This is a genomic window from Terrirhizobium terrae (assembly GCF_030323265.1).
Classification (GTDB): Bacteria; Pseudomonadota; Alphaproteobacteria; order Rhizobiales; family Rhizobiaceae; genus Neorhizobium.
In genome coordinates this window covers 2,141,650-2,163,907 of the sequence record NZ_CP104992.1, presented here as the reverse complement: position 1 = coordinate 2,163,907, position 22,258 = coordinate 2,141,650, and the positions used below count along the sequence as shown (strand labels likewise).

General features: G+C 55.5%; 23 protein-coding genes and 1 pseudogene. 15 read left to right on the top strand and 9 right to left on the bottom strand.

Annotated elements, in window-relative coordinates:
- Positions 1 to 9: 9 nt before the first annotated feature.
- From N7E02_RS18410 to N7E02_RS18370, 9 genes are all read left to right on the top strand, one after another.
- Positions 10 to 1,005, top strand: coding sequence for an ABC transporter ATP-binding protein (locus N7E02_RS18410; RefSeq protein ID WP_286579122.1), 996 nt, complete (start codon positions 10 to 12; stop codon positions 1,003 to 1,005).
- Between the two features lie 71 nt (positions 1,006 to 1,076).
- On the top strand, positions 1,077 to 2,003 hold the full coding sequence (locus N7E02_RS18405) for an ABC transporter ATP-binding protein (RefSeq protein WP_286583910.1): 927 nt from the start codon (positions 1,077 to 1,079) through the stop codon (positions 2,001 to 2,003).
- A 13-nt stretch (positions 2,004 to 2,016) separates the two neighbouring features.
- A complete protein-coding gene (locus N7E02_RS18400) occupies positions 2,017 to 2,943 on the top strand; it encodes an ABC transporter permease (RefSeq protein ID WP_092996783.1) in 927 nt (308 codons plus the stop codon).
- A gap of 14 nt (positions 2,944 to 2,957) precedes the next feature.
- Positions 2,958 to 3,836: an ABC transporter permease gene (locus N7E02_RS18395; protein WP_286579121.1), complete on the top strand. Its 879-nt coding sequence runs from the start codon at positions 2,958 to 2,960 to the stop codon at positions 3,834 to 3,836.
- Between the two features lie 28 nt (positions 3,837 to 3,864).
- On the top strand, positions 3,865 to 4,629 hold the full coding sequence (locus N7E02_RS18390) for a glycerophosphodiester phosphodiesterase family protein (protein ID WP_286579120.1): 765 nt from the start codon (positions 3,865 to 3,867) through the stop codon (positions 4,627 to 4,629).
- 14 nt (positions 4,630 to 4,643) lie between these two features.
- Positions 4,644 to 5,558, top strand: coding sequence for a TIM barrel protein (locus N7E02_RS18385; RefSeq protein ID WP_286579119.1), 915 nt, complete (start codon positions 4,644 to 4,646; stop codon positions 5,556 to 5,558).
- 411 nt (positions 5,559 to 5,969) lie between these two features.
- Positions 5,970 to 6,830 (top strand): hypothetical protein, encoded by an 861-nt coding sequence (locus N7E02_RS18380; RefSeq protein ID WP_286579118.1) that lies wholly within the window; start codon positions 5,970 to 5,972, stop codon positions 6,828 to 6,830.
- A gap of 127 nt (positions 6,831 to 6,957) precedes the next feature.
- Entirely contained in the window at positions 6,958 to 7,212 is a 255-nt protein-coding gene (locus tag N7E02_RS18375; protein ID WP_286579117.1) for a helix-turn-helix transcriptional regulator, read from the top strand.
- A gap of 48 nt (positions 7,213 to 7,260) precedes the next feature.
- Positions 7,261 to 7,953, top strand: a complete 693-nt coding sequence (locus N7E02_RS18370; protein ID WP_286579116.1) for a hypothetical protein — start codon at positions 7,261 to 7,263, stop codon at positions 7,951 to 7,953.
- Here the strand turns inward: N7E02_RS18370 and N7E02_RS18365 are convergent.
- Positions 7,950 to 8,612, bottom strand: a complete 663-nt coding sequence (locus N7E02_RS18365; RefSeq protein WP_286579115.1) for a hypothetical protein — start codon at positions 8,610 to 8,612, stop codon at positions 7,950 to 7,952. The two genes, N7E02_RS18370 and N7E02_RS18365, sit on opposite strands and share 4 nt — an antisense overlap.
- Before the next feature lie 582 nt (positions 8,613 to 9,194).
- On the opposite strand from N7E02_RS18365, the gene N7E02_RS18360 reads away from it, so the two are divergent.
- Together N7E02_RS18360 and N7E02_RS18355 are read left to right on the top strand one after the other, a co-directional pair.
- Positions 9,195 to 9,899 (top strand): tudor domain-containing protein, encoded by a 705-nt coding sequence (locus N7E02_RS18360; RefSeq protein WP_286579114.1) that lies wholly within the window; start codon positions 9,195 to 9,197, stop codon positions 9,897 to 9,899.
- A 166-nt stretch (positions 9,900 to 10,065) separates the two neighbouring features.
- On the top strand, positions 10,066 to 10,287 hold the full coding sequence (locus tag N7E02_RS18355; protein ID WP_286579113.1) for a DUF3768 domain-containing protein: 222 nt from the start codon (positions 10,066 to 10,068) through the stop codon (positions 10,285 to 10,287).
- Positions 10,288 to 10,348: 61 nt separating this feature from the next.
- Here N7E02_RS18355 and N7E02_RS18350 read toward each other — a convergent pair whose 3' ends face one another.
- Complete coding sequence (locus N7E02_RS18350) at positions 10,349 to 10,615, bottom strand: helix-turn-helix domain-containing protein (RefSeq protein ID WP_286579112.1); 267 nt, start codon at positions 10,613 to 10,615, stop codon at positions 10,349 to 10,351.
- Positions 10,616 to 10,741: 126 nt separating this feature from the next.
- Here N7E02_RS18350 and N7E02_RS18345 point away from each other — a divergent pair, with 126 nt between their 5' ends.
- The 3 genes from N7E02_RS18345 to N7E02_RS18335 are packed head-to-tail and all read left to right on the top strand — an operon-like array spanning position 10,742 to position 12,932.
- The gene (locus N7E02_RS18345; RefSeq protein ID WP_286579111.1) at positions 10,742 to 11,260 is read left to right on the top strand and encodes a DUF805 domain-containing protein; all 519 of its coding nucleotides are present in this window, start codon (positions 10,742 to 10,744) and stop codon (positions 11,258 to 11,260) included.
- Positions 11,257 to 11,637, top strand: coding sequence for a hypothetical protein (locus tag N7E02_RS18340; protein WP_286579110.1), 381 nt, complete (start codon positions 11,257 to 11,259; stop codon positions 11,635 to 11,637). Before N7E02_RS18345 ends, N7E02_RS18340 begins: the two co-directional genes overlap by 4 nt.
- Complete coding sequence (locus N7E02_RS18335; RefSeq protein ID WP_286583741.1) at positions 11,634 to 12,932, top strand: hypothetical protein; 1,299 nt, start codon at positions 11,634 to 11,636, stop codon at positions 12,930 to 12,932. The genes N7E02_RS18340 and N7E02_RS18335 overlap by 4 nt, the downstream gene beginning before the upstream one ends.
- A gap of 364 nt (positions 12,933 to 13,296) precedes the next feature.
- Here N7E02_RS18335 and N7E02_RS18330 read toward each other — a convergent pair whose 3' ends face one another.
- Positions 13,297 to 14,208: a hypothetical protein gene (locus N7E02_RS18330; RefSeq protein WP_286583740.1), complete on the bottom strand. Its 912-nt coding sequence runs from the start codon at positions 14,206 to 14,208 to the stop codon at positions 13,297 to 13,299.
- Positions 14,205 to 15,647: a DUF3696 domain-containing protein gene (locus N7E02_RS18325; protein ID WP_286583739.1), complete on the bottom strand. Its 1,443-nt coding sequence runs from the start codon at positions 15,645 to 15,647 to the stop codon at positions 14,205 to 14,207. Before N7E02_RS18325 ends, N7E02_RS18330 begins: the two co-directional genes overlap by 4 nt.
- 239 nt (positions 15,648 to 15,886) lie before the next feature.
- Here N7E02_RS18325 and N7E02_RS18320 point away from each other — a divergent pair, with 239 nt between their 5' ends.
- Positions 15,887 to 16,435, top strand: a complete 549-nt coding sequence (locus N7E02_RS18320; RefSeq protein ID WP_286583737.1) for a recombinase family protein — start codon at positions 15,887 to 15,889, stop codon at positions 16,433 to 16,435.
- A 25-nt stretch (positions 16,436 to 16,460) separates the two neighbouring features.
- Here N7E02_RS18320 and N7E02_RS18315 read toward each other — a convergent pair whose 3' ends face one another.
- From N7E02_RS18315 to N7E02_RS18295, 5 genes and pseudogenes are all read right to left on the bottom strand, one after another.
- Positions 16,461 to 17,555, bottom strand: coding sequence for a hypothetical protein (locus tag N7E02_RS18315; RefSeq protein ID WP_286583736.1), 1,095 nt, complete (start codon positions 17,553 to 17,555; stop codon positions 16,461 to 16,463).
- Complete coding sequence (locus tag N7E02_RS18310) at positions 17,555 to 19,138, bottom strand: restriction system-associated AAA family ATPase (protein WP_286583734.1); 1,584 nt, start codon at positions 19,136 to 19,138, stop codon at positions 17,555 to 17,557. The genes N7E02_RS18315 and N7E02_RS18310 overlap by 1 nt, the downstream gene beginning before the upstream one ends.
- Entirely contained in the window at positions 19,135 to 20,748 is a 1,614-nt protein-coding gene (locus N7E02_RS18305) for a restriction endonuclease subunit S (RefSeq protein WP_286583733.1), read from the bottom strand. Before N7E02_RS18305 ends, N7E02_RS18310 begins: the two co-directional genes overlap by 4 nt.
- Positions 20,741 to 21,684, bottom strand: a pseudogene (locus N7E02_RS18300) (HsdM family class I SAM-dependent methyltransferase). Before N7E02_RS18300 ends, N7E02_RS18305 begins: the two are co-directional and overlap by 8 nt.
- Positions 21,635 to 22,156 (bottom strand): type I restriction-modification system subunit M N-terminal domain-containing protein, encoded by a 522-nt coding sequence (locus N7E02_RS18295; protein ID WP_286583732.1) that lies wholly within the window; start codon positions 22,154 to 22,156, stop codon positions 21,635 to 21,637. The pseudogene N7E02_RS18300 and the gene N7E02_RS18295 overlap by 50 nt, the downstream one beginning before the upstream one ends.
- Positions 22,157 to 22,258 lie beyond the last annotated feature (102 nt).

Sequence of the window (22,258 nt, the reverse complement as noted above, 5' to 3'; positions counted from 1 at the left end):
TGAGCTCCGATGGCTTCCAATCTCGTGGAACTGCGCGACCTCAAGGTCGCTTTCGACGGCGTGCAGGTGCTGCACGGCATCGATCTCGATGTCGGCCGTGGCGAGGCGATCGGCCTTGTCGGTGAATCCGGATGCGGTAAATCCGTGACCTGGCTTGCCGCCCTTGGCCTTCTGCCCGGCAAGGCGACGGTTTCCGGCTCCGTGCGCGTCGACGGCCAGGAAGTTCTCGGTGGCCCGCGAACGGTTCTCGAAGGCGTGCGCGGCAAGCGCATTGCGATGATCTTTCAGGATCCATCGAGCTCGCTCAATCCGGTCCTGCGTGTCGGCCGCCAGATCATGGAAGCGCTTGCCATCCATCGCGGCCTGCTCGGCGAGGCGGCGAGAGCCGAGGCGCTACGACTGCTCGACATGGTCGGCATTCCGGATGCCCGCCGCCGCATCGATCTCTTCCCGCATGAATTTTCCGGCGGCCAGTGTCAGCGCCTGATGATCGCCATGGCGCTTGCCGGCGAGCCCGACCTTCTGGTTGCCGACGAGCCGACAACGGCGCTCGATGCGACGATCCAGGCGCAGATCCTCGACCTTCTGATCGAACTGCGCGCCGAGACGGGCATGGCGACGATCTTCATCAGCCACGATCTCGGAGCCGTCTCCCAGGTCTGCGAACGCGCCTGTGTGATGTATGCCGGCCGCATCGTCGAACAGGGTTCGATCGCCGCACTGTTCGACAATCCGCAGCATCCCTATACGCGCGGCCTGTTCGACGCCATTCCGCGGATCGATGGCCCGCGCGAGCGGCTGATCCCTATTCCCGGCACCGTGCCGAACCCGCGCGACCTGCCGGAAGGCTGCGCCTTCCAGCCCCGTTGTTCACCTGCCGGTGTCGACTGTCGCACGCGCCGGCCGGAACTTTCGTCGATGGGCGATGGCAGACTTCTCTCCTGCTTCCATCCCGTCGGTGTCGCGCAGGCGGCAGACGCCCGCATCATGGAGGCCGTCTCGTGAGCGCGCCCGTGGACAACGCTCCCCTGCTGGAGGCCAAGGAACTGGTGCGCACCTACGAAGTGCGCCAGGGCATGTTCGGCAAGGTAACGCCGGTGCGCGCCGTCGATGGCATCAACCTCACCGTCATGCCGGGCGAAACGCTCGGCGTCGTCGGCGAATCCGGTTCCGGCAAGTCGACGCTCGGCCGCATGCTGCTCGGCATCGATCCGCCGCAGGAAGGCGAGACCTTTTTCGAGGGCCAGCCGATGCCGAAGCTCGGCACGCCGGAATGGCGGGCGCTGAGAGCGAAGATGCAGCTCGTCTACCAGGACCCGCTCGCAGCGCTCGACCGTCGCCTGACGATCGCCGCGCAGATCGAGGAGCCGCTCGCCATCCACAAGCTGGTGCCGAAGGAACATCGCGCCACCCGCGTGACCGAACTGATGGCCGCTGTCGGCCTGCGCCCCGATCAGGCAGATCGTTATCCGCACGAGCTTTCCGGCGGCCAGCGCCAGCGCGCCGTCATCGCCCGGGCGCTAGCGGCACGGCCAGAGCTTCTCGTCTGCGACGAGCCCGTTTCGGCGCTCGACGTGTCGATCCAGGCGCAGGTGGTCAACATGCTGCGCGACCTGCAGGAGAAGAACCGCATCGCCATGGTCTTCATCAGCCATGACCTGAAGGTGGTGCGCAATATCGCCGACCGTGTCGCCGTCATGTATCTCGGCCGCGTCGTCGAGGAGGCGTCGTCCGATGTGATCTTCGCCTCGCCGCTGCATCCCTATACCAAGGCGCTGGTCTCCAGCGTGCCGGTGCCGGGCAAGCCGCTCAAGGGCCGTGTCATCCTGCAGGGCGAGCCGCCCAACCCGGCCAACCGCCCATCCGGCTGCGCCTTCCATCCACGATGCGCGCTGGCAACCGACATCTGCCGCAGCAGCGTGCCGCCGCTTCGCCAGGTGGCGGATGGCCGCACCGCCGCCTGCCACATGGTGGCGGGCGCCGATCAGCCCGTCGCAGCATAAGGAGGCTTAAGAGATGCTTCGTTTCGTTTCCATCCGCCTGCTTCGTGCTCTGATCACCATTCTTGCCGTGCTGACCTTCGCCTTCGTCGTGCTGCGCATGTCCGGCGATCCCGCCCAGGTCATGCTCGGCCCAGACGTGCCGCAGGAATCCGTCGATGCCTTCCGCAAGGCCTGGGGCCTCGACCAGCCGCTGTGGATCCAGTACCTCGCCTATATCAAGGCGATCTTCACCGGCGATTTCGGCGTCTCCATGCGCGACAAGGCGTCGGCCATGCAGCTCGTCATCGACCGCATTCCGGCGACCCTGCAGCTGACCATTCCGGCGCTGTTCCTGAAGGTTGTGATCGGCATTCCGGCCGGCGTCTATGCCGCGCTTCACCGCCAGAGCGCGGTGGATCGCGGCGTCATTCTCGCCGCCATTTTCGGCTTCACCATCCCCTCCTTCGTCATGGGCCTGCTTCTGGTGCTGATCTTCTCGATCACGCTCGGCCTGCTGCCTTCCGGCGGCCAGGATACGTGGCAGCACGGCATCCTGCCCACCCTGACGATGAGCATCGGCGGTATCGGCATTCTCGCCCGCTTCTCGCGCAGTGCGATGATCGAGGTCATGGGCCAACCCTATATCCGCACCGCTTCCGCCAAGGGGATGCCGTGGCAGGACGTTGTCTGGCGCCATGCGCTGCCGAATGCGGCCGTGCCGATCGTCACAATCGTCGGCTTCATGGTCGGTTCGCTGATCGCCGGCGCCGTCGTGGTGGAATCGATCTTTTCCTGGCCCGGCATTGGCCGCCTTCTGGTCGTCTCGGTCACAAATCGCGATCTTGCCGTCGTGCAGTGCATCCTCTTGATGATCGCCGCGACCATGGTCGTCTCCAACCTGATCGTCGACCTGCTCTATGGCTGGCTCGACCCCCGGCTTCGCGCCCAGAGCGCCCACTAAGGAGGAGGACGATCATGACCATCGCCGATACCCGTCCGCAATCGCCCGAACTTCCGCTCTTTACCCGCTTCATCAAGCAGGTTCGCAAGGTACCCTTCTCCGTCGGCCTCGGCATCTTCTGGCTCGCTGCCATGGTGTTCGTTGCCTTCTTCGCCGACCTGATCCGACCCTACGGCATCACCGCCATGGACCTGCGCGCTCGCCTGTCGATGCCGGGCCATCCGTTGCATCTGCTCGGCACCGACGAACTCGGCCGCGACGTGCTTTCGCGCCTCATCCAGTCGATCCGCGTGTCGTTGGCGATCGCCTTCGGCGCGACGATCATTTCCGCCGTCGTCGGTACGACGCTCGGCTTTGCGGCGGCAAAGTTCCGCGGCGCCGTGGAGCATTTCGTGCTGGTTCTGGCCGATTTCCAGGCGGCCCTGCCCTTCCTCATCATGTCGCTTGCTGTTCTCGCCTTCTTCGGCTCCTCCATGCCGCTTCTGATCGGCCTGATGGGCTTTTATGGCTGGGAACGTTATGCGCGTATCGCCCGCGGTCTTGCCATCTCCGCAAGCGCTCAAGGCTATGCCTCGGCCGTGGTTCAGCTCGGCGCGACGCCGATGCGGGTCTACATGAAGCACATCCTGCCCAATGTCGCCTCGACGCTGATCGTCTCGATGACGCTGACTTTTCCGGAAATCATCCTGATGGAAAGCGGCCTCTCCTTCCTCGGCCTCGGCGTGCAGCCGCCGGAAACCAGCCTCGGCAATATGGTGGGCTTCGGCCGCGAATACCTGACGCGCGCACCGTGGATCATGCTGGCGCCCGCCTTCGTGATCATGATGACGACGCTTTCCATCTCGCTTGTCGGAGACTGGCTGCGCGACAAGCTCGACCCCACCCTTCGATAATCTCTCTTCATTGCTTGAGGACATTCCCATGACGAAGACAAAGATCACCGGCCATCGCGGCGCCCGCAACATCTGGCCGGAAAACTCGCTGACCGGTTTTCGCAACGTGTTGGCGCTCGATGTCGATGCGGTCGAATTCGACGTGCATCTGACGGATGCCGGCGAACTCGTCGTCATCCATGACGCAACGCTGGACCGCACGACGGACAAGACCGGCGAAGTGCGTGCACTCACAGCGGACCTGCGCGGCGAGACGCATCTGGAAGGCACTGCCGATACCGTCCCGACACTCGCCGACGTGCTCGCCATTCTCTCGGAAGCCGGCGGCAAGCAGCTGCATGTCGAAATCAAGTCGGATGCGGCGAAGAAACCCTATCCCGGCATCACGGAAAAGGTCGTCGCCGAGATCGAGCGCTTCGGGCTTGCCAGGCAATGCTATCTGACGTCTTTCGACGTGACCGTTCTGGAAGAATGCCGCCGCGTTGCGCCCGACATCGCGCGCCTCGTTTCGGTGAATGCCGACTGGGCGGCAAAGCAGGGCGGGCTTGAAAACTTCCTCAACTCGGTCGACGGTCTTGTCGAGATCGTCGCCATCCATCACGAGCTGCTCGACGCCGAATGGGCGATGATCACCGGCAAGCTGCCGCTGGAACGGCTCTGCGTCTGGACGCTGAACGAAGAGGCGCTGATCCGTCCGTGGCTTGAGCGCGGCATCGGCCACCTGACCACCGACAACCCTGACCTCGCGCTTCGCCTTCGCTCCGAAATCCAATCGCAATCCGAACCGGCCTGAGAAGGACCACGACCATGGGCAACATCATCGCAACCGGCTTCAACGCGGGCTCCGTCGACGGAGAACTGGCGAGCCTAGAAAGCGAACTGCGGATCCTCGCCGATATCGGCGTCGACACGGTAGAACTCGGCCTCACCAGCCTCGACCTGATCGCGGGCGGACGCATCATCGAGGAGCGGGCCGAGCGGCTCGTGGCCATCGCGAAACAGTTCGACTTCCGCTACACGGTACACGGCCTCGTCTCGTCCAATTTCATGGATCCCGATACCTGCCGTTATCAGCTCGATGCCGCCAAGGCGCTGGCCCAGATCTGCGACCGCATCGGCGCCCGCATTCTCGTGCAGCACGGTGGTAACCTGCGTGCCGACCAGCTGGCGGAACGGGCCGATGCCGACAGCAGAGAACGTGAGGCGCTGTTCGAGCTTGCCGAATTTGCCAAGCCCTACGGCGTTCGCATCGCGTTCGAGAACATCTTCACGACGGAACTCGGCCAGTACCGCCAGACACCAACGCAGGTGGCCGAGACGGTGAGGACCGTCAATCATCCCAATCTCGTCGCGCTGATCGATTTCAGCCACGCCTATATCGAATCGACCTATCGCGGCCTGAATTTCCGCGACGAACTGCGCGCCATGGCGCCGGTCGCCGGTCACCTGCATGTGCATGACTCATTCGGCCGCCCGCAGGCTTTCTACAAGCCGTACCATCCGCAGGAAAATACCGCGCTCGGCATCGGCGACCTGCATATGCCGCTCGGCTGGGGCGATATCGACTGGGAAGACATCTTCTCCGAACTGACCTTCCTGCCCGACACCGTGCTGATGATGGAAATCGGCCGCCGCTACCACGCCGAACAGCCGGAAAGCCTCGAGCGCGCCAAGAGGTTGATGGCACTCAATGCCGGCAAGACGGCAATCGCCGCCGAGTAAGGCTCACAAGGCAAGCACTCCTTCGCGGCGGATGGTTCGCGGAGGAGCTTTCGCTTGACGGTACAGACCGTTGGCGATGCTCTGGTATCTGCCTGTACAAGTGACTGGAGCGGGTGAAGGGATCGAGATCGACCGTTAAACCGCCGGAAAAACTCACCTTTTCCAGTCCCTTAAACGATAATACCGTAGCTTATACCGAAAAAGTTAGGTCATCATCGACGTTCCACCGCTACGTCGTTGACAAGAGGAACACTGACTTTGAGAATAGCCTTATCTTGGGTCAATACCAACGCCCGACGTTTCAGCGATGAGTTGATAATTAACATGGTTCAGTGGGAAAACCAGCTTCAGCAATTCACACGGCTAATGGAGACCTGCGGTACAGGCAGCCCAAGGAAGCCAAAGGGCCAGATGTCCTTTTCAGAAATTGCGCTTGGCGCAAATTTCAAACCTCGTGAAGCAATAAAGGCTCTTTCCGAACCTCCTGACACGTATCACTCTTTCCGGGAAGTGCTGTTTCTAGGCCTTTGCGGGTGGGTCACGTCTCCGTCTGATAGTTCCTACGGCCTCCTGCTGATGCGGCACGGGGTTATGGATCATCTTTCTGAACTTCAGGAAAACAAGGCGCTCAGCCACCTCAGCGATTTCGATGCTGATTTCGTCGCGCGGTATGTATTGGCGGGACCCGACTTTCTGTCGGATATTTTCCTCCCTCTTGGGGGCTATCGAGCTCTGTCCACTTCGATCTCACGAGACTATTTGCAAGATTGGTACTTTGGGCAAACTGATAATATTCGCAGACTCGCTTCCGCTTGCGGAGTTCTGCATTTTGCCCAAACGAATTTTCCAGACAGAAAGAAGTATCATCCAATCAGCCAGCAACGTGTTGCGGTCGCCCTTACAAAACTGAACAATGAGAGATCCGTGAGATCAACCCTTCTCAAACGCTGGGGTGACAATGGCGATTCGCTTGCACTGCTGTATGCTGCGTCAACGATAAGGCGCGGGGACAGCACCTTGTTAGATGCGGTTCTCTCCTCCGAGGTGCGGGCGAAGCAGTTTTTACCCCTGCTAGGTCAATGGTTCGGTCGCGCAAGATACTTTTGCGATGTCGTCCTAGCTAAGCTTGAGACCGAACATGATCATTATCAGACCAACCTCACTCTCCTCGAGCCATTCGAACCTCAAAAGTTCCGTGCTCCAAAATTTTCGGAACAGCACGAGAGCTTAGTACGAAGTGCGTTCATGCGGAAAAAAGCCTCTACAGTATAGACTTAGCGTCATCATAGTGTCCGACTAGGGTTAGGACACCATGTCCGAAGGCCGCTAGGCAAATACCTTTCAGGACTTCGTTGGACGACATTAGCCTCCGTGTTCAACACATCACACGGAGAAAACGATGACTAAATCGCTGACAAACCTGATCGCCGAAGACCGCAAGTGCGTCGATCCAGCATTTCCCACGACGGGCTACCTTCGCATCAAACAGATTCTCGGCCCGGAGGGGCCTCTGCCAATTAGCCGTTCTGGCTTCTGGGCGGGAGTGAAAGACGGCCGATTTCCTAGGCCGCGCAAGATTTCCGCGAGGGTGACAGTTTGGCGCGCGGAAGACATCTATGCACTGCTCGACCGCATCGAACACGGGGAGCTGTAAGATGGGTGTCGTTTCGCAAGTAAACAAAGGGCTTCAGATACCATCTGCATGGAGGAGAATTTTCTGCGCCCCAAGCAGTCTCAATCACTAGCCTGCTTCGAATACATCATGGAACGGCTCGGTGAGAGCAGTGAAGCTCTCAGAACGCTTGAGGACGATTACCGCAGACGACTGAACCGCATACTCGCCGATCTTTATGGGATCAGTTTAGAACTGATCGAAAATGAACAAGCATGGGAGCTCTTTCGTGAACACGATTCATGGGCTGGGATGGCTTTGCCCGCTGACGCAAAACGTCATGCACTGAGATACGTATTGAAGTGGGCTTGCAATCAATCGCGCGCAGGAAAACAAAAGGCTAACTTCTACCTTCGTGCCCTGAAAGCTGTCGCCAAAGAGGATACGAAGCCAGCAGACCTTCCTCAGAAAATTGAACGAGCCGGCGGCCTCAAGAAAGCAGCTTCGGCAAAGGTCATGGCTCCGAATAAAACAGAAGTCGCCATGTCTGACCGAGCTAAGCGCCCGCAGTTGCCCGACCACGCCGAAGGTGAAAACAAGAAGCAGATTATCGGGGCATTCTCTGAGGCGAAACAATTCCAAGCAATGATTGTGGGTGATCTCAACGCGACCCTGCAGCAGTGGGCCACAATGAAAATAGGAACCCGGTTCGTTCTCACCGGGGTCCTCGTCGAAATGAAAGCGCCGGCCAAAATCACGGTGGAGGCGCTTGAAATTCTCTAGCTATATGAGCTGGCGGCACGTGCTTTGATGCGTGCCGCCCTCTTTGTTTCTTCATCCTGCCGCATGAGGTCTCTTTCATAAGCGCTATAGCGCGTAATTTCTGACGGTGCTTTCGGCAAGACCAGCATTTCACCGGCGTCAATCCTTTTGCGGCGCAACGACTTTGTGGCGTAACCGATGACATATGCAGGATCCTTCTCGACTTCCCGTACATCGACCTGAAAAAATGCGTGTCCTGCACCGTGAATGCGCTCTTGATTATCTTCGACGTACGTCTGCAGCCCCTTCTTCATGCGACTGACCGGCGGCTGAAGTGCAATCGCATGACCATGAAGACCATCGTTCTGAACAATATTGAAAAGGTGATCACGGTTGAAACCTCCACCTTTTGGAACTGGGCAATCGTGTGCGTAAATCCACAATGGCTTCTCCAACGCGCCGACCTTAGCGGGATGGCGAAACGTGTAGTTAAGCAGCTTCGCGTAGAGCCTCTCAATCTCATCGATCATTATGCGCTTTTTCGTTTCCTCCGAACCGCCTATCGGATTGAACGTGAACGTCATCAGGTACAATTTGAATCCTAAAGCGATGCGCCACATCCCCATATCGATGTAGGCGTCGTTGAGGTTGGCATGTGTGTATTTCATGTTGTCGTCCATGTCGTTTGTTTCGATGATGTCGGTGTTGCGATGTCGGGTGCCAGTCGGCGTCTTCGGCTCAGGCAGTTGCCAGCGCCTTCATGCCTCCCACAGGCACAGTTCCCCATATGCTGGTGCTCATTTGCACCGTCACCGAGTCTCCGGATGTGGTCAGGCGATTGGCTTCGTAGGAAACGGCTGCGTCTCGATACTGACGTTGTAGTGACGCCTGATAAGGGAGATGCTTCTCAGCAGATCGGGCTGTCGAAACATAATTGGCTTCGATATGGCCCTTTACCGGACAGGCGAACTCGATCGTCTGCCGTCGCGGCGCATCTGAGTTTGTCGGATAATCCGACAGATTTTCGGTCTTTTCGCACCCTGCGAAGGGTTGCCCTGCTATCAAATTTCACGGTTAGGCAAAGGGTTCGGGTCTGGCGCCGCATGCGTGTCGTTGCCCGGAGAAAGATCTAACATATTGACAAGTCTGTATTTATTCGATACTTTGAGGCTGCCTACGATGCGCAAAGCCGCTTTCGAAAGGCAGCGAACCCAATCATTGAGCGCCCCCCGTGGCGCTCTTTTTTGTTTCAGGAAACCAACATGAATTTCGCGTCGTATCCTGCGCCTTCAGCCCCCAACATTTCGTTGCCCCGGGTTTCCATCCTCGGTCAGCCACCCCTGCAAGCCAGTGTGGTCGCCGCATCAGCCGACCACGACATAGATGCATATTCAAAGCACTCTCAACAATCACCGGCCTCAATCATGGTAGGATTGGATGATAAGGGAAAACCTCATGCGTCATGGTTCGCAGCCAGCCACGCCGACGCTGCAAGGCGAGCTGCCGACCTCATGGGCATGGCCCTCATAAGAGTCACCAAAGACATCGCCGCAATCGCTGCCGCCCTGCCGCAGGGCAAGCTGTTCGAGAGTGGCAAGGCGTTCGTGCCGTTCGTGAAGCGCTCGACGTACGACCTGTTGGCGGCGCACCTAAGCGACGACTATTTGGCCGCCGCCGCGCAACGCGTCGACGCCGCCGCAGCCAGCGCCGACTACGCCAAGGCCAGCAAGGGTGAAGTCACGCCGCGCAGCTACCCCGGCCATTGGTCGAAGATCGCTGTCGGCGACATAGTACTCGCCTCTGAAGGCCATGACGATGGTTGGTGGGAGGCGACGGTTGTCGGCGTGCAGGACAGCGATAACTACCTGCTTGCTTGGAGCGACTGGCCGGAGCTTGATCAGTTCATTCGTCATGTCACCCAGCTCGCACTGCTGCACCCAAAGTTCACGAGCGAGGCGTCGGAATGATCCCGGCTGCCACTGACCGAACCGCCGGTGGCCACTCCGGCCGGCACGATTCACAGTCGACGGCGCCCCCGACCCAGCCGCCGCTCGCCGCATCTGCACCCTCAATGACACGTTGCGCCGGACCTTCGTCGGCGGGCGCATCGTTATCACGGCGGGCGTCCAAGCGATGACTGAAGCCGACCGCGCCGAGCTGTGGCGCCGAGTGCAGTCATACGACCAATTCGATGCCGGTAATGATCCTTACGGCGAACACGACTTCGGTCGCGTCAATGTCGGCGGCGCAAGCTACTACTGGAAAATCGACTACTTTGATGCCGATCTCACCCATGGTTCGCCCGACCCAATCACACGCCGGGTCATGACCATCATGCGCGAGGACGAGTATTGATCATGCTCGCCGTGAAGCCCAACTCAACAAAACCAAGGCTGCGACATTCTCGCAGCCTTTTTCATTTGGCGCTCGGTTTGCGACCCGACCGCAACGGCGGCGGCTTTTCAGAGCCGTCTTCGAACTCTTGGAACAGCGCACCCAACGGCACCTCTAAGGCCGCCGCAATTGCCTCCAACACGCTGATTGTCATGTTTTCCTCACCACGCTCGATACGCCCCACGTACGAGCGGTCGATGTCGGCTTCGTGTGCCACTCGTTCCTGCGAGAGCCCGAGTTCCACCCGCAGCTTGCGGACGTTCCAGCCTATGAGTTTCCGTGCATCCATGATGACGCGAAAAGGCCATACAGAACGCTTGACAATCGACGGACTGACAGTCCCATATTCTACAACTTGCAGTGAATCGACGTGTACGCCGCCCGCGCCTGCGCTCGAGAATTTTAGGATTAATTCATGACCCCCTATTTTGATGGAATGCGCCGCTACTTCATCTTCAGCGGAAGATCGACCAGATCGCAGTATTGGCTCTTCTCACTCACTGTCATCGTGCTTGGCAGCATCGCTGTGATCCTCGACGCCGCCGTGCTTGGATCACCCAAACCGGCGGCATTCACGGCGCTTGTCTACATCGCCCATTTGATCCCAAGCCTCGCCGTTACGGTTCGCCGCCTGCACGACGCCGACAAGTCGGGTTGGCTGGCGCTGCTCCTGCTCGTGCCGCTGGTGAACTTGGTTTGCTATGTCGTGTTCGGCTTCCTCGCTTCCACGCCGGGTGCCAACCGGTTTGGTATGGCCGTCGGCGGCAATGGTTCACAGCAGGCCACAGGCGCCCCGGTAGCGCGAGACGCTGCATCGGGTGCGTCAACTGTCGAGCAGCTTGAAAAGGTCGCCTCATTGCGCGCCGCAGGCGCAATTGATGGCGCTGAATACGACCGGCTCAAGGCCGATGCGATCAAGGGTGCCCGCCAATGAAAATCGCGACAGGCATTATCGCCGTCATGCTCGGCCTGTTGGTTCTGCTTCAGTCCTGCACCATCGGCGCAGGCTCAAGCTTGCTTGGAGATCAGGCCACGGCTGATGCCGGTGCCGTTGGCATCATCGCTGGATTCTTCCTATTCGTCGGCGGCGCCTTTTCGTTCGGCTTGCCGATGATCGGCGGGATCGTGTTTTTGGCCGCCGCACTGGTCGCCTTCACCGGCGTCGAACAGTTTCCTGACCTTCAGGTCTGGGCCGTGCTGGCGCTGGTCCTTGCGGCGATGGCGCTGTTTGCGTGGTGGTCGGATAGAAAGAAACGGCAAGCCTCGTCGGCGAAGAGGATCGAAGCTGGTCAGCAGGAGGCAGGGCAATGACAGTGTTCGGCGGTTACGAGAGAAGCATCGACCGGCTTATGGTTATAGCACTTGGCGCGATAATGGCGTCGGGGCCTATGGCCGTGCCAGCCAACGCACAGGGCGACCTCAAGCTGACGAACGAGCAGCGATGGAAGATCCTTGATTGCTACACTGACATGACATGGGACTCTTCGGCCTGCCGCAAGGCGGGAGTGACAAAGCGCGGCGAATTCTTTTACGGGCCGCTCGGCACGAATGATCACCAAGACCCGGCTTTCAACCCCGAACTCGATGAGCTCTTAGTAGATTGCCGCGGCGTCAACGACGGGTACTGCGCCAAGGAAGAGGCCGACCCCGCTGAACCTGCCGCGCAAGCTAAACAACCCGACGCACCTGCCGAAAACGAATGGCGGTTCCACTCCAACTATGTGAAAGGCGGCACCTTATGCACCTTCGGTATTCGAAGCGGAGAAGTCGTCGTCGGCTTCACCGCCGTCAACACCAGCGAATACCGGGGATTTGCTGTAGGGCTTATCAAAAAATCGAAACGCGCAGCGTGGCGTGTCGATGACAACCTGCCGTACGCTGTTGATGGCGACATAGGAGGCGGTGGGGCTTGGCTGACCCAGCCGTTGCGGCCAGAGTTTTTGTCCGATGTCGCCGCTGGCCGAGAGTTGGCTGTCACCAGTGCTGATGGAGAGCGGATCGTTCTGAGCCTCAGCAACGCGGCCGACGCGATTGAAAGCTTCGATGTGTGTCGCAATGGTGGCGAGCCTAATGTCAGCGGAATAAAGCCGTCCACCGGCGCGCCAACTACTACGGATGCGGCGCAGCAGGCAGGCAGCAGTCACTACACCTGCGCATTTCGCATTCGCGACGTGGATGGTGCGAACGTCCCACGCGGCATGATGAGTGATCGGGCCTATCTGCGCAGCTTCGAGGTCACCCGCGTCTCCATCACCTTCAACGCTGATAGCAAGCAATTCTTCATTGGTGACCGGCCGGTACAGGGCGCCGAAGTAGCGCCGCCAAGCCGTGGTTTTGCGGAAGGATCTGCGGCTATGACATACACCGATTTCGCCACGGCTATTGGCCTTGCGTCATCAGCAGCGATGGCCCGGGGGCTGACAGGAAAACAGCAGAAAGAATGGGAAACTGTTATGAAGCAGTTCGGCGGCGGTGCGGCAAAGCTTATGGCCCCTAATCGTAAGGTCATCTTCAACGCGGATGGCAACGGCGCTTTGAATTTCTTTGACCTGATTGCTACCGGCGAGCCAGCAAATTTCAACTCCGTTGCATGCAGCAGGCAATAAGCTGCGATGGAAATCCCGGCAATGTCCATCCAAAGGCGTGAGGCCGCAAGTCTTTACGACCGTATTCGGCGAATTGAGAACATTCAGGGAAATGTCGAAAGACGACAGCCCTATGCGCACGACCAGTGCTTTGTAGATACAGCCTGCTGCTTGCACCCCGTTGGGTAGAGTCAATGTATCGAGCCGCAAAGCCGGGACGTTGATCAGTTTTGGGTTAGAGGCGGTTCCGGCCCTGCGTGTGACCGGCAGGCGGCACCTCAACTATCAATCTCAATGCTCAGCCAGTAGCTTGCAGGTATGCACCTCCGCTCAACTATTGTCCATGATCGGTGCGGTGATACAAGATGACCGGACATGTTTGCTTTCAGTACCGAAACTGAACGCGTACACCGTGTTCGTCTTCGATGTCCAGTGACGCATAGTTTATGACAACGTTTTTGAGATAGACCGTCGACGACCTATTGTGACCGCTACTAGCATAATAGCACCCGAGACCCGCACTAAATTCAAGTGTGTAATCTTCGTCAAACTGAATATAGCGGTCGTGAGCGTGCGAAGAGCTTGTCGCTACCTTGTTTGACCGCGCAATTAGCAATTTCGAGATGTCTATATGTTGACCTAGTGCATTATTCACGTCAGCTGCCGCCAAGTGGTCCTTTAGACCTGCGCCCACGTATATTTTCACATGGCCGGTAAACGCGCCAAATGCTGAACTGTATGCAGAGAAAAGTTCTGTAATCGAGGAAAGAGCGTCTCTTCCGAAGTATCGATCGTAGACTTGCACTCTTCCGACGTGGTGGACATATTCAAGGCAGTGATCTGACAGACGAGAATTGCCACCTTCGGTCAGACTCCAGTCTCTGACGACGTTCGATTTGTATTGCCCGAGAATGACCTGATATCCGATATTATTGTAGTTGTGGGCAGTGATGCCGAACCGAGTAAATTCAGCCAAGTCAGATTGAGGAAGTTCGCGTTTATAAACGAAGTGCTTCGAGCATTTCAGAGCCAATTCAACATATTCAGGCTTTGCTGCGGTAAAGCGAGGATTTAGGTTTTTCGTAAGAGCAGCACTTGGTACCGGCACCAAAAGTTGATCACGCAGAAGGCCCGTGAGAAGTTGCCCCTTAGTGGATGACGGATCAACATCCTCTTGAACAATTGCAAGTAATTCCTCAGCAAGCAGTGCGTACTGGACGAACTGCGACGGCGGCGCGCCTGAATCAATCAGAACATCGCGTACGAATGTCTCTTCAGACGCGACTAGCGGTATCATGCGAGGCGATTTTCCATAAGCGTGCGGTAGACCTGTATTGTCTGATCGAAGAAACCATCAGGCCAATTTGATTCGAACTCTCCAAATTCATTGAGCGAAATTCGGCGTATTTTGGCATCCTCTGAAATATATATTATCTGAACGTCGTCATGGGAAAGACCGTGGTATTTTCCTGCCCGAACATTACTTATATGCAGCTGCACACCGTGTATCACGTGCTCACTGTGAGTTTCGAGCACAACCCTTTTTTCGCCTCTTGCCGTTTCCTCACAAAGGATTTCACCTATGCGCGTCTGCGACCAAGGATACAAATGAAGCTCCGGCTGCTCGACAATCATCATAGTGTTATCGGGCATCGCGGCCAGCTGCACAAGAATTGGCGCTGCTTGTGAAAAGCCTACACCTACGTCAACGACGGAATCACTTTTGCTCGATCCTTGAGCAGTTTTTGTCCGAAGATCGATCAAATCGCGCCAACTGTTGATTTCAATTTCCGTTCCCAGTCGCAATCGTCTGAACCATTCATCGAGGCGACCAAAATCGTCCTTGATCCGAGAGTTTCGTTTGCCTGCCTTAACAGCACGTTGCCGTAAATAGTGATAAACTGCTGCGGTATGAGCACCTGTTGGCCCCACGGTCTGCCGCTCATCGGTCAGCGTCATGGATCGTACAGGCTTTTCACGAAGTGAGGCTAGAGCGAATGTATTTTCCGTCAACGATGTGAACAAAACGCTATGCACACGCGAAAGAAGAACGCGCTCTAAGGTGAACATAAACTGTATTACATCTTCCGGTATAGGATCGCGCTCATAGGATAGGGACATTCCGCGCTTATTGTCCCGCTTCGCTTGCACTCCACCAGTCTTAAGATGTTTGCATAGCTTACGGTACGTGAGATTTTCGCTAAGTCCGTGCCTGTAACGCTTCGATACCAAGTCAAACATTGCTTCCGAAAGGCTCATCCGGAAGCTTTCATCCGTTTTGTTCATTCGGCGAAAGCGGACCCAGTGTTCGCAATGTTCGTAGTCATCTATGACAACCCTAGAACTATCCTCTGACATAAACAATGCGTAAGAAACGACGCGCCCATGGCCGGTTTGCGGATCATTTTGGTGATTAATCTCTATGAAAACAGTAGATATATTTCGTGCAAAATACGCAACAGGCAGTTTAACTGCGAATGCGAACGTTATTTGACCATTTATATCATGATTTTTGGAGTATTCGACGAAATTACCTATGTCGACGTACTGACCTTGAGCGATAAAACCAGCGTGATCCGCCGGATCACCATAGGTTTGCTTAAAGGCGAGGAGGCCCTTGATTAGCGACGACTTTCCAGAGCTGTTCGGCCCGACTAAAATCGTTAGAGGTTTCGACAGGTCGAGAGTGGCATCTTCATATCGCTTAAATGATTTGTAGCGAACCGCATTGATCAACGTTCATCCCCCAATCGGATCTATGTAAAAAAGCTGGCTGATCATTTTTGTCAATAAAATCTTCGGGTGCCAATCTAGCAGACGATTGTTGCATCGAACTCAATCGCCGTTCGCACAACGGTCACTTAAGGGTATACCCTTGCGTGACATGCTGACCGTTACACCTCAAGCCGTAACATCCGGGTTGACGGCGGCTATTTGTGACAAGGTAGCGTTGGGCCTAAACCTTGAGGTTACACATGGCCCGCATCGGTTACGCACGCGTCAGCAGCATCGACCAAGACTTACAGGCACAGCACGACCGCCTTCAGCGTGAAGGCTGTGAGATTATTAGATCGGAAAAAGTATCGGGCGGCAGCCGGGAAGGTCGCGCCGAACTCGCAACCGTAATTGAGTTCGTACGCCAAGGCGATGAAGTGGTCGTCACCCGGCTCGATCGCTTTGGGCGCGATACTCGCGATGTACTTAATATAATTCACGAATGCCAAGAGCGTGGCGCGTTCGTGACCATCCTCGACCCACACGTCTCAACACGCGGAGAAATGGGCCATGTCATTATCACCGTTTTGGGCATGGTGGCTCAGATGGAGCGTAGGTTCATCAAAGAAAGACAGCGCGAGGGCATCAGTCGAGCGAAGGCTGCAGGTATCTACAAGGGCGGCAAAATCCGTATCGACCACGAAAAAATTCGCGACCTGTCTGCCTCGGGTGTCAGTGTAACGAACATCGCGAGGGAGGTCGGTTGTTCTCGGATGCAGGTGTATCGCGTTAAAAATTCGAATGAATAGCACGTCGTGAAGTTCGCCCCCGGGCTTAAGCAACTGCAGCATATTCGACGACTTCTTTCAACCATACACGCGTTTCGGCACCTCGTTCTACATGCCCACACTCCGCATCAAGCATGCGAAAAACTTCGGCTTTCAGAAAAGCGCGATCGGCCCATCCATCTTGAATAACATTACTGATGTATTCTGGGAGCGCGCTAGCCACCTCATCTGGCTGCAAGTCGATACCCTTTGAGGTTCGATACCAGACTGCGAAATGGCCGAGCCATGAAAGAAAGTCCGCATCAAGAATGTCCCGCTCATATCTCTCTCTGATTTTGAAGACCTTATCCCAAGTTTCGGCGTGTGAAGCTAATCCGCCTTGGAAATCAATCTCCCATCGAGGATACCGAATTCCGTTGATGTTATTGCCCATAAAAGGTTGGCTATTCGCCAAACTGATTCCGAAGGTGGGGCCACTGTAGGGGTCGGAACAGGGCCGCCTCATTCCGTCATCGTTGTACAAAATGTCGGCGGTACCTTTGAAATCCGAATTGCATTCGGAGCACATGGGCGGCAAGTTTCGAAGATCCGCGCCAGCAAACGGATACTTCGATACCAGCATATAGTGATCTAAGTCGTGCCTCGGGGCTCCGGGCGCCCGAAAATACCCCAAACCGCAAAAAGGGCAGATTTTCGACTTTTTAAATGTCTGATAAATCTTGTGATACTGGCTATCGCGTAACGAGAATGGTCCCGTTTTGATTTCGGATAGGAGATCAAACAGGAAGCGGAATAGACTTGTTATCGCCTGCCTGACAGGCTCAGGAAACTCTCCGATTTGTATACACACTACGCCATTAGAAAGTATCGTCGGCAAATCGGTTTGAGATTCGAGAGCCTCCTTTAGCCTTCCGCGGTCCAGATCGCCCAGCTTACGAAACTCGCGCCAGACCGTCTTTAGCCGATCACGAAGCCCGGGGCGACCTTGCAATGTAGCGCGATAAGCTTGAGGGATACATGACGGCCATTTAGGCGCCGCTCTTCCAGCAGCAATTTCGTCCATTCCATGCCGAAGAATATCGACAACGGCAGCGTTCAGCCAATTCTCTTCCAATGCTTCTGAGGGATAAGCAAACAACATCAGTTCTTCAGCTTACGTAAATGCTCTGCAACAAAGGCTTTTTCCACCGAAGGGCCAAGCTCGTTGAGCCCCTGTTGAACTTCCTCAATCTTCGATGAGTTAAGAAGCTCCTCAATGCGCTTCTCAGCAATTTTAGATATTGAGGGACGCACCTTGAAACAGGTCTCGAGAATCCGATCAAATGTAGCGCCGAAGGTCTCAATTGAGGGCTCTTCAACGAAAATCTTGCCGTCTTTTCTATCGAAAATCAGCACTTGTTCGCGCGGCATATCAGACGGGACGAAAGGCGCATGAGATGTCAGTAGAAGCTCCTGCCTGTTTCGGTTGCCAGTCAGCTCCTGCAGTCTTTGCACGAATTTCACTCGCCACTGCGGATTGAAGTGAGACTCAGGTTCATCCCACAGAAAAAGTGCATTAGGCTCGGAAATCATCGCATAAGTGCCGAGGATAAGGGCTTGCTGATGTTCTCCATCGGAGAGCGAAACGTAGTCGACTGGGGTCGTCCTTGACCCCGCAGGCCAGAAGCGAACCTCTTCAAAGCCAAATACCACGTGTTCTTGTTGAGGCTCTGGAAGCCTTGATGCAAAGCGACGCTCTTTCACCGCTCGCTCGAACCGCTTTCTTGCTGTTCGCGGTATAGCAAGGTCGTTTAACAATGCCAGTTTATGAAGTGCTTTGTATAAAGAAAGCGCATCTGGCCAGAAATGAGAAAATGCGTCACGTGTTGCGGCATCTATAAAAAAGTCGAAGGTATATGTTTCAGTTTTGTTGTCTTCCGTCCAACAAGTTGCAATGCGTTTTAAAGCATCGATCGTCCTTTCCAATTCCTCGGTGAGCTGTATCCCCTTTCGGCCTGTTACCTTTTTCTGGCGAGCGGGTGCTTTGGAAACAGCGGAATGGGCAAGGCGAACAATACACCGGCAAGATGCCAAATCCGACAGTCCAGCGTGACGTAATATTTCTTCGCGTGCCGATGATTTGCCGAGCATGAGGTTCGCGAACAAAACTTCCAAATTTGTCCCGTAGTCGATTAGCATTAGGCGGTTATCGGGAAGGTTTTGTTCTCCGGTTGCTTTAAGCGCCGCACGTGCGACGTCGTTGGCGTACCCACTTCGGCTGACGAGGAATGGCGAGCTGAGAGTTTCGTTGTCGCCGGACGTGTATCCGACCACTACGGACGGTAGATATCTACCGAACTCCGCCGAGCTAGAAAGAAGAGGCTTCACATGGCCCGTGCGAAATAATTCGATTCCGCTCAAGCCCTTACCCTTTCGAGCACGCCGTAGAGTCACAATCTCCTCGTGGTCGCCGCCATCAGACCTTATAGAATAGGAAACTTCGAAAGCGATTTCTTGATTGGCTGACGATCTCTCCTCCGAAGGGCTGTGCGCGTTCCATGCGGCCTGAAAGATCTCTGCGACAATTTGTAGGAACTGAGATTTACCCGAGCCATTTGGGCCGATTAGGCACATGGGGGCCAGTGCTGACGAGCTCTCTTCTTCACGCCCAAACCAAACGTCTAACCCGTCGAATACTCCTCCACCGGCAGCCGCACTATCGATTTTTATGCGGTGCAATCTCATTTGCCCGACAACCTCACCAACCTCATCTGAGCGCTATCCCGGTCAAAAACTTGAGCTAGCGAAGCGTCAGGTTGCATCAAACACTCGAAGATAATGTCTCGCATTGCATCATAGGGCACTGCAAGACGTTCATGGAGTTCGGCAAAAGTGATACCATCCTCTGGCCAAGTCTTGAGGTCCTCCTGCAATTTGTCGATTGGGTTCATTGTTGTAGCCCTTTTCTTGGCAGGAGGCGGAGGTGAGCGCTTCTCAATCACACTGCGCGCAGTCTGAATCCTCCCAAGTACGTCACTAATCGGTTCCTCGCTTGCGTCCTGCGGGAGAAGCTCACCGCGCAAAGCTCGAGATAAGATACTGCTCTCGAAGGCGGAGATAAGCTCGGAGGCAGATCCATACTCACATGTCACTTTTCTTGCCCACTCAAAGGCGGCGTCTATTAAACGCACCACCTCACGCTGCTCTTCAAGGCTTGGCAGTAACAAATTGAACGCAGCAAGCTTTGCAGCATTGATGTTGGACTGACTTACCCCGTCGCTTTTTACTTTCCGAGCGTACCTCCGTCCTTGAGGGGCGTTGAGGCAATATGCGAGATACTCGGGAATGATACGATCTCCACATCGGACTCTTATGATGTAACCGGCGAATATTGCTTGGCGAGTACCGCGGTAAACAGCTGTTTTGCCTACGAGCTCGGGGCTGTTTGTTCTGTTAAATAGGACGTCGCCATCACGAAGCTCATACTTTGATATTTCCTGTTTGTCTGACGTGAAAACGAGATCAGACCAATCCAGCAAACCGTTCTGTATATTCCCCATGCGCAAGACTGGCACTATGCCGTCGGGCTGTGACTTGGCGGAGGTGCCATAGTCAAATTGCTGTGCGACATCACTTAGGCGCACTTGAGCACCGAGATTTGTTCTATTCTCTTGACGCCATTTAGCGGTGAGCTGCCCGGAACAACCCGTCTCGAGAATATGCGAGCAATATTCCTCAAGCATTCTTGGCAGTTGATCGATAGCCGCACGAGCGCGGAGTATGCCGTCAAACAACCGATCCAGTTTTGCAACGATTCTACGCTGCTCCTCTAGAGGCGGAGTTGGCAACATTATTTGCTTTAAGTTCCTACCTGCAATTCTTTGCCGTGTTGTACCGCCGGCTTGTCTCCCGATTGCGTCTCTAATTGGCGGGCTGTTTACCGCATACATCAGCCATCTCGGTACTGCACCGTTAAGCTTCTCACCCGGTCGCCACACCAATACGTCAACAACTGTTACTGCTGCTTGCTCAAGTTGCGGCAAGATGCAGGCGCGCCCTAGTGGATTTGGCATGCGGGCGATCAGGACATCACCAGACGCCAGAAACGTGCAGCCCAGCTCTTGAGCTACGTCAAGGCTCATGAATCTTTTTGATTTCCCAACAAACTGTCCGTCGCCGATATCAGCGAGTTGGATCAACCGAACGGTTCCGTTGGCATCCTGATTCTTGCTTTCCACCCAATCCCCATCGGAAACAATACCGTCGGGACCTGCCAGCTCCTCGATAGAGGCATATGACCAGCCGAGTGGTAGGGCAGATAGGTGCGAGTTTTCCGTCGTGATGACCTCAGTCATGTGAATTCACGGGCTCTGCGAGCTCCTCCGATAAAGCTTCCACTTCGCTGACTGCAGTTTTTAGGTGGGTCAAAATAGCACCAACTATTGCTTCAGCGCTACCGAACCTCTCATGTTGGTCCGCTGAATCAGATTGGAGCCAAAATATATCGAGGTCATCATCGCGGTCTGCAATTTCATCGCGGCTGAACTTACGGAATCGACCGCTGATCGTATCAGGCTGACGACTGGACCGGCCGTAAGCGTCGTCGCCGTAGCATTTTTCAAATTCCTCGAAGTGGTGAGCGCCAAGTTGATTGGTCTTGCCGAACGTAGGCAAATTAGTCCGAAGATCGTAAAACCAAGTCGCCTTCGTGCCGTCGGAATTCGCTTGCCTCCGGTTGAAGAAAATCACATTTGTCTGGACGCCTGCACTCGTGAAAGTTCCGCGCGGAAGTCTCAGGATGGTATGCACTTCACACAATTCCATAAACTCGCGGCGTATCGAGCGACCGACACCCTCCTCAAACAACACGTTGTCTGGGAGCACGACGGCGGCCCGACCTCCCTCCTTCAAGCTGCGATAAATGTGTTGAAGGAAAACAAGTTGCTTGTTGGCGTTCGGATAGGAAAATTCTGACCGGACTGAGCGTTTGCTTCCGGCTTTATTTCCGAACGGGGATTCGCGAGAATTACGTCAGCCTCTTCGAGGCTTTGCCCATCGTCTGTGAGAGCATCGCCGTAGATAATTTCTGCTTGCAGTCCATTGAGGAACGTATTCATCAAGCAAATGCGCCGAGTATTTTTCTCAATTTCGGCTGCTTGATAGCGTGGAGGACGGTCTGCGTACATCGCGCGCGAGGTTGTCGACCGAATATACTGATCGGCAGCAATTAGAAAACCGCCACTACCGGCTGCTGGATCCTGTATAAGTTCTCCAACAAAAGGCTTGATCAATCAGAATCATCGAGTTCACCAGAGGCCTCGGCGTAAAATATTGCCCAGCGCCAGATCTCACGTCTTGGGAACTCTTTTCAATGAGCCCCTCATATATGCGGCCTACATTATCCTCGGAGACATCATGCCAACTGAGCTTTGAGATGCCGTCAATGACTGCTTTAAGATTCTCTTGATGTGAGAACACCGTTGTCGGAAATGCGTAGATTGAGCGGATTATTTCACTTTCTGCCGAAGTTCCTAAGTGGGTTAGCATCTCTTGGTAGAACCCTAAGAGATTCTCCTCTGGGTGCTGAGAGAGATTGGCCCAGCGGTATCCTTTTGGCAGCAGCTCCTCAAATTTATTCTCGGCAGCAATTTTCAGAAAGAGCAGGTATGTGAGCTCTGAAACGTATTGATGGTAACTGATGCCGTCACCTCTAAGGATATGGCAGAGGCTCCAAATTTTTTGAACAAGGTTGTCGTGCTTCATACTTCTTGTAGCCCAATCTCACATAGCCGAACGCGCGAGCGGTTCACGCGGTCTATCAGCCTAAGGTGCCCAATGCCACAGTTTCGCGAAACTGTGGCATGG

Bases quoted from the DNA above. Each gene is read 5' to 3' on its own strand.
- N7E02_RS18410 (WP_286579122.1), top strand. From the start codon at position 10: ATGGCTTCCAATCTCGTGGAACTGCGCGACCTCAAGGTCGCTTTCGAC.
- N7E02_RS18405 (WP_286583910.1), top strand. From the start codon at position 1,077: ATGTTCGGCAAGGTAACGCCGGTGCGCGCCGTCGATGGCATCAACCTC.
- N7E02_RS18400 (WP_092996783.1), top strand. From the start codon at position 2,017: ATGCTTCGTTTCGTTTCCATCCGCCTGCTTCGTGCTCTGATCACCATT.
- N7E02_RS18395 (WP_286579121.1), top strand. From the start codon at position 2,958: ATGACCATCGCCGATACCCGTCCGCAATCGCCCGAACTTCCGCTCTTT.
- N7E02_RS18390 (WP_286579120.1), top strand. From the start codon at position 3,865: ATGACGAAGACAAAGATCACCGGCCATCGCGGCGCCCGCAACATCTGG.
- N7E02_RS18385 (WP_286579119.1), top strand. From the start codon at position 4,644: ATGGGCAACATCATCGCAACCGGCTTCAACGCGGGCTCCGTCGACGGA.
- N7E02_RS18380 (WP_286579118.1), top strand. From the start codon at position 5,970: ATGTCCTTTTCAGAAATTGCGCTTGGCGCAAATTTCAAACCTCGTGAA.
- N7E02_RS18375 (WP_286579117.1), top strand. From the start codon at position 6,958: ATGACTAAATCGCTGACAAACCTGATCGCCGAAGACCGCAAGTGCGTC.
- N7E02_RS18370 (WP_286579116.1), top strand. From the start codon at position 7,261: ATGGAGGAGAATTTTCTGCGCCCCAAGCAGTCTCAATCACTAGCCTGC.
- N7E02_RS18365 (WP_286579115.1), bottom strand. From the start codon at position 8,612: ATGGACGACAACATGAAATACACACATGCCAACCTCAACGACGCCTAC.
- N7E02_RS18360 (WP_286579114.1), top strand. From the start codon at position 9,195: ATGAATTTCGCGTCGTATCCTGCGCCTTCAGCCCCCAACATTTCGTTG.
- N7E02_RS18355 (WP_286579113.1), top strand. From the start codon at position 10,066: ATGACTGAAGCCGACCGCGCCGAGCTGTGGCGCCGAGTGCAGTCATAC.
- N7E02_RS18350 (WP_286579112.1), bottom strand. From the start codon at position 10,615: ATGGATGCACGGAAACTCATAGGCTGGAACGTCCGCAAGCTGCGGGTG.
- N7E02_RS18345 (WP_286579111.1), top strand. From the start codon at position 10,742: ATGACCCCCTATTTTGATGGAATGCGCCGCTACTTCATCTTCAGCGGA.
- N7E02_RS18340 (WP_286579110.1), top strand. From the start codon at position 11,257: ATGAAAATCGCGACAGGCATTATCGCCGTCATGCTCGGCCTGTTGGTT.
- N7E02_RS18335 (WP_286583741.1), top strand. From the start codon at position 11,634: ATGACAGTGTTCGGCGGTTACGAGAGAAGCATCGACCGGCTTATGGTT.
- N7E02_RS18330 (WP_286583740.1), bottom strand. From the start codon at position 14,208: ATGATACCGCTAGTCGCGTCTGAAGAGACATTCGTACGCGATGTTCTG.
- N7E02_RS18320 (WP_286583737.1), top strand. From the start codon at position 15,887: ATGGCCCGCATCGGTTACGCACGCGTCAGCAGCATCGACCAAGACTTA.
- N7E02_RS18315 (WP_286583736.1), bottom strand. From the start codon at position 17,555: ATGTTGTTTGCTTATCCCTCAGAAGCATTGGAAGAGAATTGGCTGAAC.
- N7E02_RS18310 (WP_286583734.1), bottom strand. From the start codon at position 19,138: ATGAGATTGCACCGCATAAAAATCGATAGTGCGGCTGCCGGTGGAGGA.
- N7E02_RS18305 (WP_286583733.1), bottom strand. From the start codon at position 20,748: ATGACTGAGGTCATCACGACGGAAAACTCGCACCTATCTGCCCTACCA.
- N7E02_RS18295 (WP_286583732.1), bottom strand. From the start codon at position 22,156: ATGAAGCACGACAACCTTGTTCAAAAAATTTGGAGCCTCTGCCATATC.